The 15,148-nt window shown below is 62.5% G+C and carries 15 protein-coding genes; 7 read left to right on the top strand and 8 right to left on the bottom strand.

All coding sequences use genetic code 11. The features are described 5' to 3' along the window. Window positions 1–30: 30 nt before the first annotated feature. The 7 genes from AC3A35_RS06980 to AC3A35_RS06950 all read right to left on the bottom strand — a co-directional run bounded on the left by AC3A35_RS06980 (window position 31) and on the right by AC3A35_RS06950 (window position 6,387). On the bottom strand, window positions 31–675 hold the full coding sequence (locus tag AC3A35_RS06980; RefSeq protein WP_487435253.1) for a fimbrial biogenesis chaperone: 645 nt from the start codon (window positions 673–675) through the stop codon (window positions 31–33). 97 nt (window positions 676–772) lie between these two features. Continuing rightward, the gene (locus tag AC3A35_RS06975) at window positions 773–1,294 is read right to left on the bottom strand and encodes a Csu type fimbrial protein (RefSeq protein ID WP_487435252.1); all 522 of its coding nucleotides are present in this window, start codon (window positions 1,292–1,294) and stop codon (window positions 773–775) included. 166 nt (window positions 1,295–1,460) lie between these two features. Beyond that, window positions 1,461–2,345: a response regulator transcription factor gene (locus tag AC3A35_RS06970; RefSeq protein WP_487435251.1), complete on the bottom strand. Its 885-nt coding sequence runs from the start codon at window positions 2,343–2,345 to the stop codon at window positions 1,461–1,463. 329 nt (window positions 2,346–2,674) lie between these two features. Further along, the gene (locus AC3A35_RS06965; RefSeq protein ID WP_487435250.1) at window positions 2,675–3,856 is read right to left on the bottom strand and encodes an acetyl-CoA C-acyltransferase family protein; all 1,182 of its coding nucleotides are present in this window, start codon (window positions 3,854–3,856) and stop codon (window positions 2,675–2,677) included. Between the two features lie 21 nt (window positions 3,857–3,877). Then, window positions 3,878–4,804: a CobD/CbiB family protein gene (locus AC3A35_RS06960; RefSeq protein ID WP_487435249.1), complete on the bottom strand. Its 927-nt coding sequence runs from the start codon at window positions 4,802–4,804 to the stop codon at window positions 3,878–3,880. Window positions 4,805–5,025: 221 nt separating this feature from the next. After that, window positions 5,026–5,520 carry a CoA pyrophosphatase gene (locus AC3A35_RS06955; protein WP_487435248.1) on the bottom strand — a complete coding sequence of 165 codons (495 nt, stop codon included), beginning with the start codon at window positions 5,518–5,520 and terminating at the stop codon, window positions 5,026–5,028. 216 nt (window positions 5,521–5,736) lie between these two features. Then, window positions 5,737–6,387: a TIGR02281 family clan AA aspartic protease gene (locus AC3A35_RS06950; RefSeq protein WP_487435247.1), complete on the bottom strand. Its 651-nt coding sequence runs from the start codon at window positions 6,385–6,387 to the stop codon at window positions 5,737–5,739. A 125-nt stretch (window positions 6,388–6,512) separates the two neighbouring features. On the opposite strand from AC3A35_RS06950, the gene AC3A35_RS06945 reads away from it, so the two are divergent. From AC3A35_RS06945 to AC3A35_RS06920, 6 genes are read left to right on the top strand one after another with little or no spacing between them, the layout of a single operon-like run. After that, window positions 6,513–6,956 carry a type IV pilin protein gene (locus AC3A35_RS06945; RefSeq protein WP_487435246.1) on the top strand — a complete coding sequence of 148 codons (444 nt, stop codon included), beginning with the start codon at window positions 6,513–6,515 and terminating at the stop codon, window positions 6,954–6,956. Continuing rightward, window positions 6,947–7,561: a GspH/FimT family pseudopilin gene (locus tag AC3A35_RS06940; RefSeq protein WP_487435245.1), complete on the top strand. Its 615-nt coding sequence runs from the start codon at window positions 6,947–6,949 to the stop codon at window positions 7,559–7,561. The genes AC3A35_RS06945 and AC3A35_RS06940 overlap by 10 nt, the downstream gene beginning before the upstream one ends. Next, complete coding sequence (locus AC3A35_RS06935) at window positions 7,558–7,995, top strand: type IV pilus modification PilV family protein (protein ID WP_487435244.1); 438 nt, start codon at window positions 7,558–7,560, stop codon at window positions 7,993–7,995. The genes AC3A35_RS06940 and AC3A35_RS06935 overlap by 4 nt, the downstream gene beginning before the upstream one ends. 12 nt (window positions 7,996–8,007) lie before the next feature. Then, window positions 8,008–9,129 (top strand): PilW family protein, encoded by a 1,122-nt coding sequence (locus AC3A35_RS06930; RefSeq protein WP_487435242.1) that lies wholly within the window; start codon window positions 8,008–8,010, stop codon window positions 9,127–9,129. Further along, window positions 9,129–9,782 carry a pilus assembly PilX family protein gene (locus AC3A35_RS06925; RefSeq protein WP_487435241.1) on the top strand — a complete coding sequence of 218 codons (654 nt, stop codon included), beginning with the start codon at window positions 9,129–9,131 and terminating at the stop codon, window positions 9,780–9,782. The genes AC3A35_RS06930 and AC3A35_RS06925 overlap by 1 nt, the downstream gene beginning before the upstream one ends. Window positions 9,783–9,811: 29 nt before the next feature. Continuing rightward, a complete protein-coding gene (locus AC3A35_RS06920) occupies window positions 9,812–13,432 on the top strand; it encodes a pilus assembly protein (RefSeq protein WP_487435240.1) in 3,621 nt (1,206 codons plus the stop codon). A 140-nt stretch (window positions 13,433–13,572) separates the two neighbouring features. On the opposite strand, the gene AC3A35_RS06915 is transcribed toward AC3A35_RS06920, so the two are convergent. Further along, window positions 13,573–13,845, bottom strand: a complete 273-nt coding sequence (locus AC3A35_RS06915) for a hypothetical protein (protein ID WP_487435239.1) — start codon at window positions 13,843–13,845, stop codon at window positions 13,573–13,575. A gap of 274 nt (window positions 13,846–14,119) precedes the next feature. On the opposite strand from AC3A35_RS06915, the gene AC3A35_RS06910 reads away from it, so the two are divergent. Next, window positions 14,120–15,145, top strand: a complete 1,026-nt coding sequence (locus tag AC3A35_RS06910; RefSeq protein ID WP_487435237.1) for a hypothetical protein — start codon at window positions 14,120–14,122, stop codon at window positions 15,143–15,145. Window positions 15,146–15,148 lie beyond the last annotated feature (3 nt).

Below are 15,148 nucleotides of genomic sequence, written 5' to 3'. Positions count from 1 at the left end.
TCCCCGACACGCCGCTGCGGGGCGCTCGGGTCACTCCTGTTCTACAACGAGTTCCGCCTCAATATCACCGGCATCCGTCTGGGCGAAAAGGCGCAACGCGCTACCCGGCGGCGGGGCCGGGGCAGCGTCCACCAGCCAGTCGCGGCTCTGGCCCGGGAGCACGTAGGCGGCGACCTGCCGGGTGGGAAGCGGCTCCCGGCCGGCTGGAACGAGCCTGAAATTGGCGACCTGGATATGGGCCTTGCCGTCGTTGCCCAAGCCAAGCTTGAGCTGTCCCTGTGGTGTGCGGCTTAGCTGCCAGCGCAGCACCGGCTTGGCCGCAGCGGATGGCAGCACGAACACCGGTATCCCGATGCGCAGCGCCACCTGCAGCCCCTGGAAGTCCGGTCTGGGTGGGGGCGGCACCTCTTGCAGGTAAAGCCGGTAGCTGAGCTCGCGCTCGGGATCGGGGGCGCGACGCAGCCCTACCCGGACGATCTGCGAGCCGCCGGGAGGCACGGTGAAAATCGGTGGCGTCGCGAGGATCTCGCGGGTCGGGTCGTAGACATCCTTGGCGTCCTGCTGCGACCAGCTCAGCACTTCCAGTTGCACCACGGTCGGCTCGGCGCCGTCGTTGCGCACCGTGAGCGCGCCCACCTGGTGGCTGGCGGACAGCGTCGCGCGTACCGGGCTCACGACGAATGTGCCCGCCTGCGCCGAAGTACACGCCAGCAGGTACAAAAAATAGAAGGCGCGGCCTGCACGGCCGCGCCTCCTGGCTTTCAGGCTGGCGTTAGAAGTCGATGGTTGCGGTGATGGTGTCACTGTAAGTTCCCACGATCGCGCTGGTCTGGCCGCCGGGGATTCGGCCGAAGACGGTAATCGCCTGCGCTGCGCCATTGCCTGTGCCGGCCTTGGTTGTTGTCCCGCCGATCAGATCCCAGTTGATGCCGCCCGATGCAACAGGGGACAGGTTGTAGTTGAGCAGGGTGATCGCATCCGTATGCGTCAAATGCCGCGTGGTTACCGCTGCGCCAGCGCTTACGCCAGCACTCAGCCCGATCGTATAGGGGCTTCCGTTGGTGCAGGTGGCGGTGAGGGTACTGGTGCCGTCGACATCCCCGCCGAGCGCGCTGAAGTCGCCGAAGGCAAGGGGGCTTCCTGAAACCGTGCATGCCGCGGTGACGTTTGCCGTCACGGCGAATGCGCCGGTGGTTTGCGCGGCGTAGCTGTTAGCGCCGAAGGTGGCGGCGCCGAGGGCGAACGTAGCAAACAGTGCTGAGTTTAACGCGTGTTGTTTGAAGTTATTTCTCATGATCTTTCCTTGGATGAGCGTGGTTGTCTCTTGCCTCACCCAGTCTGAACCTGCTTTCGCTACTACGGCATGAACGGGAATGCGGCTGACAGTTCACATCCTAGCGGTGCGCGGCGACCTATGATATCCGCAACAATACCTGCGCGGTAAATGTCATACAGCGGTCTTACTGCGCATGTGCGTTGGTCGCAGCGCCGCGCACGTCGATCACCATACGCACCAGTTCGGGCAGCGAGCCCGCATCCATCTTGTCCATGATTTTTGCCCGATGATTCTCGATGGTCCGCGGGCTGGTGCCGAGCATGTATGCGATCATCTTGTTGGCGTTTCCGGCAACGAGGATCTGCATCACTTCGTGCTCACGTGGCGTCAGGCTGGCGACACCTTGTTCGATCTTGGCGCGACGCAGCTCGCCATTCCGGCTCTGCAGCTGCATGTCCGGGGAATAGAATTGGCAGGTGTTGCGCTGATGTTCCCGGCCATGGCACATCGCGATGTCGGCCTTTTGCAGCAGCGCATCGACGTTATCGGCATCGGCCGGGAAAAAGGCGACGCCGACGGTCGCCGTGACTGCGATTTCCCCACTTTCGAGTTCCAGGGGCTGGCCGAGCCCCTTCAACAGCCGTCGCGTCGCGATGGCAGCGTCCTGCGTCTCAGTAAGGTCCTCCAGTATCACCGCGAATTCGTCCCCGCCTATGCGGGCGACCGTATCGCTTTTTCGCGTGCAGTCTTTGAGACGCTCGGCCAGCTTCTTCAACACGAGATCGCCAACCTGATGGCCATAGCTGACGTTCAATGCCTTGAAGTGATCGAGATTCAGCAGCATCAGACCAACGAACTGCTTGCTGCGGGTCGCGCGTGCCATCGCGCCGTTCAAGCGATCGAGAAACTGGCTGCGATTGGGCAACTCGGTCAGCAGATCGATCTGGCCGAAATCGCCCAGCCAGTATTCGACCTGTTCGCGTTTGGGCGCGTTGCGAGCCGCCGCGCCCCTGGAACCGACGGGCGCGCGGTCGCGCTTGATGGATGTGGGCCGGGAAGTTTGCTTCATCGTGGCTGCCTCCATTTTCCCGGGGCAATGGGCGGAAGCTTCGCTAAGGCGGCCAAGGACCAGCTCGGCGACAAAAGCCTCAACGCCCAGAATCCGGGTGTTCAAGACTGTGCCAACGAGCGGGCGCTGTCAAGTTGCTTTGTCATACACCCTCGTCATGCGACTCCCGCCTGCAGTTAGCCGCGACACCCTTTCCGTTCGGCTAACGCATCCCGTTGCCGGGCAAGTAGAGGACTTGCATCTCCAAGTTGGTGTGCCGTTCGTGGCGCATCAAAAAACAAACCCCGCCGGAGCGGGGTTTGCGATGTGCAGCACAATCACGGCAGCAATCAGATCCGTTCCCAGATCGTGGTGATGCCCTGGCCGCCGCCGATACACATGGTGGCCATGCCGTAGCGGCCATTCACGCGGATCAGCTCATGCAGCAGCTTGGTGATGATCACGCCACCGGTGGCACCCACCGGGTGACCGATTGCGATCGCACCGCCGTTGGGGTTGACCTTGGACGGGTCGAGCTCGAGCCCCTTGTTCACCGCCAGCGACTGGGCGGCGAAGGCTTCGTTGGATTCGATCACGTCGATCTTGTCCAGCGACAGGCCGGCACGCTGCAGCGCGATCTTGGAAGCGGGGATCGGACCTTCGCCCATCAGCTCGTTCGGCACCCCGGCGATCCCGTACGACACCAGACGCGCGATCGGCTTGTGACCGCCCGCCGCCGCCTTGGCCGCGTCGGCCAGGACCAGGAAGGCCGCCGCATCGTTGATGCCCGAGGCATTGCCTGCCGTCACCGAACCGTCCTTCTTGAACGCCGGCTTCATCTTGGCCAGCGCTTCCATGGTGGTGGCGCGCAGGTGCTCGTCGGTGTCGAACACCACGGTGCCCTTGCGGGTCTCGAACGAGATCGGAACGATCTGGCTCTTGAAGCGACCGTCGGCTACCGCCGCGGCGGCGCGCTTTTGCGACTCGAGCGCGAAGGCGTCCTGATCTTCACGGCTGATGTCCCACTTGGAAGCCAGGTTCTCGGCCGTGATCCCCATGTGGCCGACACCGAACGGATCGGTGAGCACCGCCACCATGGCGTCGATCGCCTTGGTATCGCCCATGCGCGCGCCGCTGCGCAGCGCCGGCAACAGGTAGGCCCCGCGCGACATCACTTCCACACCGCCGCCGACGGCAAAATCGGTATCGCCGAGCAGAATGGACTGGGCGCAGTTCACGATGGCCTGTTGGGCCGAACCGCACAGGCGGTTTACCGCAAACGCGACCGAATCGGTGGTCATGCCACCCTGGATGGTTGCCACCCGGGCCACATAGGCATAGCGCGAATCGGTCGGGATGCAGTTACCCACCGCGGAAAACGAAATCGCCTTCGGATCTACGCCCGATCGTGCAATGGCTTCCTTGACCACCAGACCACCGAGTTCGCCCGGCTCCAGATCCTTCAGCGAGCCATTGAAACCACCAACGGCGGAACGTACGGCACTCAGCACTACGACTTCACGATTAGCCATCAAAACACCCTCCTCGAAAAATTAACCGCCCACCCAGCCAGCCAGACCCAGCAAGGCAAGCAACAACAAACACACGACCAGGGCTCGCCACACGAGCCCGACCGTGCTCTGCATGTAATCTGCATCGGCTTCGTCGCCCAGCCCCATCTCGGGCCGATCGACAATCTCGCCCGAGATGTGCACCGGCATTCCCAACCGCACCCCGAGCGCACCTGCACCGCTTGCAATCAGTATAGCGGAGCCCTTGTCGGGCCACAGCATCGCCTGCGTACGCCAGCAAAACACCGCATCTTCGAAGTCGCCCGCCACCGAGAACGAGGCCGCGGTCAGCCGCGCCGGCAGCCAGTCGATCACCGCAAAAGCTTGGCGCGCAAAGCGCCCGAACTCACCAAACTCCACGTCGCTGCGCGCGCCCCACTCTTCGTCGAAGAAGCGTGCCAGCCGATACATCAGCGCTCCGCTCGGCCCCGGCAGCAGCACGAACCAGAACGCCACCCCGAACACATTGCGGTGCGCTGCCACCAGCGCCTGTTCGATGGCCAGCCGCGCCACCTCGCTCGAACTCGCTTCATAGTACTGGCCACCGCGCCACTCGGCCAGCAGCGACCGCGCCCGCTCGAGCTCGCCCATGCGCAATGCAAGGTGGATATCGGTGAAGAAATGACTCTCCTGCCGGAAACCCATGGTGAAATAGAGCACGACGATGTTGAACGCAAACGCGAGCAGCGGATGCAGATGCCACAACAGGAAGTACGCCACCGCGCACGCGACGGTGCCCAGCACGACGATCAACAACCACGCGATCCGCCCGTTGCGGGCCTGACCATCATTGAAGCGATGCGCGAGGGCGGCGGAAAGCCTGCTCAGCGGCGCAACCACGAACTGCTGTACCGGAAGCGGCCGGACCTGCTCGATCAGCAGGGCAATGATCAGCGAAAAAAGCGTCATGCGTATTCGGAAAGGATGGGGAAATCAGGGCATCTGATTGTTTGCAACCAAGATACCACAAAGGCACGGCAGAATTGGCACGCGACCCGGGTCAATCCCTCCGCCGGCATGCAAACGTCAACCCGAGTCACGGCACGATCCGACCGGAGCGCACGCTGAAGATCATGTTACGGGCTGCAAAAGGTGCGCGAACGCCCCAATCGAGGTGCCCGCCCTGCGGTTCAGCCCTCGCCCTTGAGCACCTGATACAGCGACATCAACATTCCCGCCGTCGCCCCCCAGATGTAGTAGTCGCCGTACGGCATCGCATGGAAGTGCCGCGTCCGCCCCTCCACCTCCAGGCTGTGGCGCAAGTGGTTGGCCGGATCGAGAAAATGCGCCAGCGGCACCTCGAAGGCTTCGGCCACTTCGAACGTATCCAGGACCAGCTCGAACGGCGGATGCACCAGCCCCACCACCGGCGTCACCCGGAAGCCGGTGCCGGTGAAGTAGTCGGGCAGCGCGCCGAGCAGTTCGACCCGATCGGCAGCCAGACCGATCTCCTCCTGCGTCTCGCGTAACGCCGTCGCCACCGGCGAAGCATCACCCGCCTCCACCCGGCCACCGGGAAAGCTGATCTGTCCGGGGTGGTGGTGAAGGTGGTCGGTGCGGCGGGTAAGCAGCACCGAGGGCATCGCGTCACGCAGGACCAGCGGAACGAGGACCGCCGCCGGCATGTGCGAGGATCCGAGCTCCATTCCCGGCCAGTCGGACGCCGACGGCAGCGACCTCGCCGAACTCAGCCTCGACCTGAACTCTCCTGCAAGAACATCCAGTACTGACGACACTTCGCAAACCCCTGCCCGATCAACCAACACCATCATGAACTTGGCCGCGCATCGAGCGCGGCTGGTTCCTGCCCCTCACTACACGCTGCCGTATCAGCCGCAATATCAGAAACGCTTCTTGAGCACCAGGCGACTCCCTTCGCGATTCATTTCCATCCGGTTCAGGAAGCTCATGCCGAGCAGGGCGATCGGAAGATCATTCGCATGGACCGCCGCATCCACCCCGTGAAGGACCACCTGGCCGACCTTGATCGAGTCGAGCTTGACCCGCCAGACACGCGTGGTTCCATTCGCAGTCTGGCTCATCCCCGGTTCGCCGCGGGTAACGTCGATGCCCATGCGGCGGGCGTCGGACATGCCGATCGATACCAGGGTTGCGCCGGTATCGACCAGAAACTGGACCGCTACGCCATTGACGAGCCCGGTGGTCACGAAATGCCCGCGCCCATCGGCCTCGAGGTACAAGTCCTGTCCACCGCCGGACACTCCCCGAACCACCCGCTCCCCGAGGCGCAGGCGCTCGCGCACGCCGTTCACGTCGACCACCGCGGTGTCCCCATCAACCGCCAGCAGCACCACACCCTCTCCGGTGCGCTGACCGACCGACAGCGTTTTGGGCTGACCGCCGTTGATCACCAGTACGGCCTTGGTGCGGAATACGCCGGCAAGCGCCACCTCGGTGGCAAGCGCGACACCCGGGGCAGCCCACACCGCAGATCCGAACACGAACCCGAACACGATTCTCCACTTCGACACCTGGCGCCTCCGCCCTTTTGCAGACCGCCCGGTTATCACATACTTCACGCCGTTCGTCGAGCCCCTGATGTCACGCGCGATCGGCCAACGTATCGTGACCGCATGGAAAACCTCGAGAGCGCCCCGTGAAACACATCAGACCCCGCCCGACCGCAAACGGATTCACCCTGATCGAACTCATGATCACCGTTGCGATCATCGGAATTCTCGCCGCCGTCGCCCTGCCTGCCTACAACGACTACGTCATGCGCGGCCGGCTGGTCGAGGCCACGACTACGCTGTCCGACATGAGAGTCCGGCTGGAGCAGTACTATCAGGACAACCGCAACTACGGTACCTCGCCCACCTGCGGCATCACCAACCCGACGGGCAGCTTCTTCACGATGACCTGCGCCACCACAACCGGTCAGGATTTTGTCGCGACCGCAACGGGTACCACCGGGGGACCGACCGCCGGCTTCACCTATACCATCACCCAGGCGAATGTGCGCGCCACCACCGCGGCGCAAACGGGCTGGGGCACGAGCACGACGTGCTGGGTGGTGCGGAGAGGTGGCGGATGCAGTTGATTGCCCCCCGATCCAACCAAACCGGCCTGTCGCTGATCGAACTGATGGTCGCGATCACGGTGCTTGGCATTCTCATCGTCATGGGCTTCCCGAGCTATACGCAGTGGATCCAGAACAGCCGCATCCGGGCTGCAGCGGAATCCATCGTGTCCGGGCTCAACCTTGCCCGCACCGAAGCCATCCGGCGCAACACCACGATCCGTTTCGACCTGGTGAATTCGCTCACCAGTTCGTGCGCGCTGTCCACCTCCGGTACTTCATGGGTCGTGGCCCGCGGCAGCCCCGCCGGCGCGTGCGGTGTCGCACCGGCCGCCGCCACCGACACCAGCGCGGCAACGACGTCCGACCCGAAGATCGTCCAGAAATGGACGTCGGCCGAAGCTGCGCAAGGCATCACCGTTGCTGCAACCGGCGGCACTTCGATCGTGTTCAACGGATTGGGCAGGGTCAGCGGCGCCAGCCCGATCACCCGGATCGTCGTCAATCACAGCACCGGGACCGCTAGCGATCACCGCCGTCTCGAGGTTCGCGCGACGTCCGGCGGGCTGATCCGGATGTGCGATCCACAGGTTTCCGACACAAGCGACCCGAGGGCCTGCCCATGAGCACCGAAGCTCGCACCAATCAGACCCGCAGTGCGCAAAGAGGCGGAACCCTCCTCGAGGTTCTGGTCTCGCTGGTCATCTTTTCCATCGGCGTGCTCGGCATCGTCGGTCTGCAGGCCACCGCGGCGCGCAATAGCGGAGAGTCGAAATACCGCGCCGATGCTGCGCTGCTCACCGACCAGTTGATCGCCCAGATGTGGACCAGCAACGTCGCGGTGAGCGGCGTACTCAGCAGCTTCAGTACCTCGGGCACGATCAGTTCCAAGGTATCAGCCTGGCGTACCAAGGTCGCCGCCACCCTGCCCGCGGGTACCGGGGCGGTGAACGTACTCGATGCGACCGCCGGCCTCGTTTCGATAACGGTGTGCTGGCAGGCACCAGCCGCCGACCAGCACTGCCACACGACGACCGCCCAGGTCCGGCTCAACAGCTAAGCGAGTTCGAACATGAAGATGCTAACGAAACTTCGCTATCTGCCGCCATCCGGCGGGCTACAGGCAGGCATCAGCCTGATCGAGATCATGGTCGGCATGGTGGTCGGGATGATCGCGGTGACCGTGATGCTCAATCTGTTCGCCAACACCGAAGGCCGAAAGCGCCTGACCAGCGCGACCGCCGACACCCAGATCAACGGCCAGATTGCGGTGGTGTCGATCGAGCGTGACGTGCGCAATGCCGGCCTCGGACTGTCTTCCATGGGGTGTAACGGCATCCTGATCTACAACGAGAACTACACGCCGACGACGATGACCTTGTCGGGCCTGCCGGTGGAGATCACCGCCAATGGCAGCGATCAGACGATCACCCTGATGACCAGCACCGACAGCCTGAGCGTGTTCAAGACCGGCATCGAGGCATGGAACCTCGCTTCCGCCGAACTCGACGTCGAAAACGCCGTTGGCTTCGATATGGCATACGAGGCATCGACCAGCGCCAACCGTCCGCTCGCAGTGATCAACCAGGGCGGCAACTGCGTCGTCATCCAGATCACCCAGGCGCAGGTTAACCCGAACAAGGTGCAGCACAACTCGGGGACCCAGGCCCCCTACAACTCCACTCAAGCCGCCACCTTCTTTACCAACAATGGATTCAGTGCCACGGGCGGCGGCACGCTCTCCATGTTCGGTCAGATGGAGGCCTATCAGTACTCGCTCAACAGCGCGACTGACGTACTGCGGGTCGCCAACCTGACTCCGCTTACTGGTGGCAGCGCAGCGCCCGTCGACCTGGTGTATGGCGTGGTCGCACTGCGCGCGCAGTACGGGCTCGACCTCAATGGTGACGGCATCCTCGACGATACCGACAGCGACGGGGCCGGCAACTTCATCGCGCACGACGACGCCAGCGTGACCTGGGGTTCGGTACTGCCGAACAACGTTATTGCCGTCCGCGTTGCGCTGGTCGTCCGCGCGAGCCATTTCGACAAGGACTACGACACGGCGAGTGTCTCCTGGTGGGAGGGTGGCACCGCAAACACACTGAACTTCACCAACGATGACCGACGTTATCGTTATCGCGTGTTCGAGTCCGTCATCCCCTTGCGCAACCCGATCTGGAACATTCCGTAATGAACGCACCCTACAAACAACGCGGTGTTGCGCTGTTCATCACCCTCATCATGCTAGTCGCAATGACGATCGCATCGATCGCACTGGTACGGACAGTCGATACCGCCAATGTCATCGCCGGCAATCTCGCGTTCAAGCAGTCCACCCTGCAGATCGGCGACATTGGCATCGAGTCGGCGGCCACCGCGCTGCAGTCGTCGATCCTGACCGGGGCCGCAGAGACGACCTGGAGCTTCGGGAGCAGCTGCACGTCGAACGCCTGCCGCAACTACCACCCGACCATGCTGAAGACGAACTCGATCGGCGTCCCGACCAATCTGTACAACTGGCCCGCATCCGGACCGGCGGTCGGAACCGCGATCCTGTGGGACAGCGTGCCGGCGCTTTCCGGCGGTTCCATCCCTGCCGGCTACCAAATCCAGTACGTCATCGACCGCCAGTGCCACGGCCCGGCGCCGGTGACCGACATCGCCGGCAAGTGCCTGGCCGACGTGCCGCTCACCGAAGGCGGCGAGAAGGGGGTAAGCGGACGCCCGGTGACCAAGTTCTCCACCTCCGACACGGTCTATTACCGGGTGACCGTCCGCGTTCGCGGACCGCGCTCGACCGAGACTTTCATCCAGTCGATCCTGACCGGCCCCCCCGACTTCTGATCATGCCGAGCACCAAAGGAATCCGCACCATGCATTCCACAATCGACACCCGGCCACGCTGGCATCGCATCCTCGCCATGATGTGTGCGCTGTCCATCTCGGCCACTCCCGCCTGGTCGATGGACCTTGCAGACGTGCCGATGGCGGCACGGAACACGGTTAGTCCCAACCTGATCTTCGCCCTCGATGACTCGGGCAGTATGGACTTCGAAGTCCTGTTGCCCACCAGCGACGGCGCGCTGTGGTGGCACACCGGCGACCAGAGCTTCGTTGGCCGCGATTCGCTCGACCAGACTGCCGCGGGCGTGATCAACTTCAATCAGGCGGGTATTGCGAACGCCACCTGGAAGAAGTTCGTCTATCTCTTTCCCAATGACACGGGAACGGGAAACCGGATCTATCCCGACGAAGGCGATGCCCACTACGCCATAGCACCCACCGCAGAGTTTGCATGGCTGCGCAGCGCCAAATACAACTCCGCCTACTACGACACCGCAAAGACCTACTCCCCATGGCCGGCCGCGCATGATGGTACGAATCCGGTCACTTTTGTCGGTGCGACTGCGGCAACCGCGGCGAGCCATCCACTGAAGGGCGGCAATGCATTCGACCTGACCGCAGACCGGACATCGAATCTGGCGAACTACACGTTCAGGATGTTCAACGGCATGACCGTTCCGGCAGGCGCCCGGCGCTTGAACGGGACCACCTGGGAAGACGTGACCACCGACACTGTCGTGACCGACGGACCGTGGGACGTCGAAATCACCTACTACCCGGCCACCTTCTATCATCCCGACAGCACCGGCACTTTCACCGGGCCGGACGGCAGCCGGCTCAAGCGCTATGAAATCAAGAGCGGGAACAGCTTCCCGAGCGGGCGCTCCTATGCCGACGAGATCCAGAACTTCGCCAACTGGTTCGTTTACTATCGCAAGCGCCACCTGCTGATGAACGCCGCCATCGGCGGGGTATTCGACGGAATGGACGACATTCGTGCGGGGATGTTCCGGCTGAACGGTCTCACCGACGTGACGATGTACGATTTCAGCTCAAGCACCGATGCCAGCAACGAGAAGCGCCTGCTGTACAGCTTCTACAACACCCAGGGGACGGGTAGCACGCCGACCCGCAACGCCCTCGATCACGCCGGCCAGCAGTTCATGCGCTCCGATGCAAATGCACCGATACAGTACGAGTGCCAGTTCAACGCGGCCTTTGTGCTCACCGACGGTTTCGCAGCGAATTCGCCGTCCGACCTGACCACGCCCGCAAACTACGACGGACAAACCGATTACTCGGTGTATCCCTACAACCGCCAGTACAGCACGACCGGCGCCACGGTCACCCATCCCTATCAGGACAGCTTCAACGGCACGCTGTCCGACATCGCGATGAAGTACTTCACTGAAAACCTGCGGCCCACTCTGCCGGCCGGAAAGGTGCCGGTCAATCAGTACGACGTCGGCCCGAATGCAGACAAGAATCCGAATCTGCACATGAACACCTATGCCTTGGGCCTGGGCACCACAGGGTTTATTTTCGGGGCCGACGCCGCCATTACCCAGGATCCCTTCACCAATGCTCCGACGTGGATCGATCCGAACAGTGCCGCGCGCTCGCCCTCGTCGATCGATGACCTTTGGCACGCCACCCTGAACGGTCGCGGCGCGATGTTCTCGGCCACGGATACGGACACCGCACGACAGAGCATCCAGGCCGTGGTGGACTCCATTGTCAGCAAGGACGGTGCGGCTGCGGCGGTCGCAGTATCGAACCCGAACGTGACCACGACGGACAATGCCTCATACGCCACGACCTATAACTCGGGGAGCTGGACCGGAGACCTGTTCGCCTACCCCCTGGATACCACGACGGGCAATACCAATTTCAACGCGCCGATCTGGAACCCGGCGCCCAAGCTGCAACTGGACGCCCGCGACTTGAGCACCAATCCGCGTCGCATCGCCACTTACAGCGGCAGTTCGGGCACCGGTCAGGGCCGTGCGTTCACCAGCTCCGGCCTCAGCTCCGCGCAAAAAGCCCTGCTGAACTCGCCGTCCGCGACCGACGCCGACAACGTGATCGGATTCCTTCGCGGTGAGCGCACCAACGAAGGGACCCTGTATCGAACCCGCGTTCATCTGCTCGGCGACATGATCAACGCCGAACCGACCGTGTTCCGCGAATCGTTCAACGATTATTTCGACACTGGTTACAGCGTCTACAAAGGCACCACGGCAACCCGGACCAAGCTCGTGCTCCAGGGCGCGAACGACGGCATGCTGCATGCGTTCAACGCGGCAAGCGGTGCGGAGGAGTGGGCCTATATTCCCAATCTGGTCATCCAGGAGGGCAATCTCAACGTCCTCACCCGCACGGCCGGCTTTACCCACAAATACTTCATCGATGCGGCGCCGACCCTTGCCGATGTCGACTTCAAGCAGGTCACCGGCGCGACCGGCTCGGGCACCGACTGGCGTACGATCGCTGTCGGTGGACTCGGAAAAGGTGGAAAAGGCTTCTACGCACTGGATCTGACCACCCCGACCGCCAGCGACGAAACCGCCCTCGCGGCCAAGGTGTTGTGGGAGTTCCCCAATGGTTCCACCAGCGCCACCGATAAAGCGAATGTCGGCTATAGCTTCGGACGTCCGGTAGTGGCCAAGATCGGCTCGACGTGGTACGTGATGGTCAGCTCCGGATACGACAACGGCGCCCTGACCGCCGGCGACGGAAAGGGGTATTTGTTCCTGCTGAATCCGGCCACCGGTGCGGTGGTACATCGCTTCACCACCAACGTCGGTACGTCGGCAGATCCGAGCGGACTGACCCATCTGTCAGCCTATGTCGACAATGCCTCGGTCGATGCCACCGTCGAATATGTCTATGGCGGCGATCTGCTGGGCAATCTGTGGCGTTTCGACTTCACGGCCAATGCCTCGAACAACTGGACGGTCAGCAAACTTGCGACCCTGGTTGATTCCGCGGGGAACTACCAGCCGATCACCACGGCGCCCTCGCTCACCGAAGTGGAGATCAGCGGTGCCGACAAGCGCTTCGTTTACGTCGGCACCGGGCGTTATCTGGGCGATTCGGATATTCCGGGCACCGCAGGTGCAAACACCCATGCGTCGCAGACGCAGACCGTCTATGGCCTGATCGACGATGAGACTTCGTCGCCGGAAATCACCCCTTTGCGCAACAGCCTGCAACAACAGACGCTGGGGAGTGTGTCCAACGGATTGCGCTCGCTTACCTCCGATACCGTGGACTATGCGACCAAGAAAGGGTGGTACGTCGATCTTCCGCTATCGGGAGAGCGCATCAACAACGACCCGGTGCTGCAGTTCGGGGTTCTGGCCTTTACCTCGAACATTCCGAGCACGGATCCGTGTGCGCCGGGCGGAAGCAGCTTCCTGAACTTTTTCGACTACAAGACCGGAGGTGCAATTCCGAACTCGACCTTCTCGTCGAAATTCCTTGGCAACGCATTGGCGAGCCGTCCGATCCTGATCAAGCTACCGAGCGGCCAGATCAAGGTCATCATCCGGAAGTCCGACGCCACCACGGTCACCGAGAATTTCCCGACCCCGGTATCGGGCGCCACCATCCGGCGCATGTCGTGGCGGGAGTTGATGCAGCGCTGAGCCGATCGGGTCGGGTGATGGGCTGAAGGGGGTCGAGTACTCTAAGGATGCTCGCCCCCCCTTTTTTATCGTCGGGTCCGGGCTGACGCGGGGCAACTCAACCCTGGCTCGGCCCGACTGACGGGATGTCGTATCCCTGATCAGGACAGCTCATACCACTTCGTGGTGGTCTTCACCTCGAACGCCGGATACGCGTCATCGTGCGCAAGGAGCAGACGGAAGATCGTGCTGGCGTGCTCGGGCGGAAATCCCTTGCGCTGGCCGTCACGCGTATCCATCGTGAGCGCGGCGAGGAAGTCACGACACTGGCGCGAGCCCCATGTCGATGTGATCGGCGCAAGGTGCGGGTAGCATGCAATGAGGCGGTCGGTGGGACCTGCCAACGAGGTGGGTAGTATGTTGTTGTTTTCCATGATCGCGACGCCGTGGTGAGTGAGAAGAGACCCTGGTCCCTTTGTAGCAAGTTGATCGGCTGCAGACGAGGGCGTTTTTCATGACCGGCCGTGAGAAAGCGCTCGCCGGATCACTGGACTTGGTCGCAGACAGGACTGAAGCCGCATTATTGACCGACCGGTCAATCAATTTATCTATTACTTGATCCAGGTCAACTACTCCACCCCGGTCCTGCCTCATCTTTCATCTGGTGCAGCCCCGCTGCCATCAGACCAATAGAAAGAGGAGACATGCATGGCAAAGAACGAGAAGCTGGCGCTGACGATGGAGTTCCCGCCCGCCACCGAGCAACCGAACGTCTATCCGTTGTCGTGGAACGCGCAGACCGCAAAGATGGAAGAAGTGTGGGATGCGGCCCAGCGCGAGAACTGGGATCCGAAAAAACTGCCGTGGGACACGCTGGATGTAGACTCTTACAGCTGGGAAGAACGCGAGGCGATTGCCTACTGGTGGACGCTGCTGTCGGTGTTCGACGCCTCCGCGCCTCCGGTCTTTGCCGAGGCCTTCGTCAAGACCTATGAAGTGCACGAGGAAGACCCGGTGCGCCGCTGCTTCTTTTCGGTGACCCGCGACGAGCAGAACCACGAGCAGATGTGCGGCCTGGCGATCACAAAATTCCTCGGCCATCCGGACCCGATCACCTACGAGCCGAAGACCGAACTCGGCAAACGCCTGCAGAAGAACGCCAAGTGGCTGTATTACAACGGCGGCCGCTACTGGACGGGCTACAAGAAGGCGGTGCCGAAGTACTCGCTGGCGGTGTTGTTCTCGTCCTTCCTGATGGGCGAAATTGCGGCGGCGACGATCTTCAAGCAGATGCACGAGAACTCGCGTGAACTGGTGTTCAAGGAAGCCTTCCGCAACATCGGCCGCGATGAGGGCCGTCACATGGCGATCTGCATGGCGCTGATGGAACGCGATTACCCGAAGCTGCCACCGGAGGACAAGGCGATCGTGACCAAGCAGATCCGCGCTGGCTACCTGTTCCTGTCCGCCGTGCTGTTCGAGCCGCCGATGGAGTTCTGGGACCTGCCCGAAGACTTCATCGACAACCAGCGCGAAGGCGAGGAAGTCGCGCGCGGCGCAGGTTTCGGGGTGCCGAGCTACGAGGCCAAGAAGGAGAACTGGAAGAACGCGATGCTGAACCTGAAGGGCGTGCTCGACCGTTACGAGATTCCCTTCCCCGCGATTCCCGAGGTAGGAATTTCGGGGCAGGAGATTACCGACGTCGATATGGAAGACATCATTCCTGTGTTCTGACGG

It is taken from the genome of Azoarcus sp. Soil_N_20, from assembly GCF_057656155.1.
The sequence above is the reverse complement of the archived record's forward strand: the minus strand, read 5'-3'. Positions and strand labels throughout refer to the sequence as shown.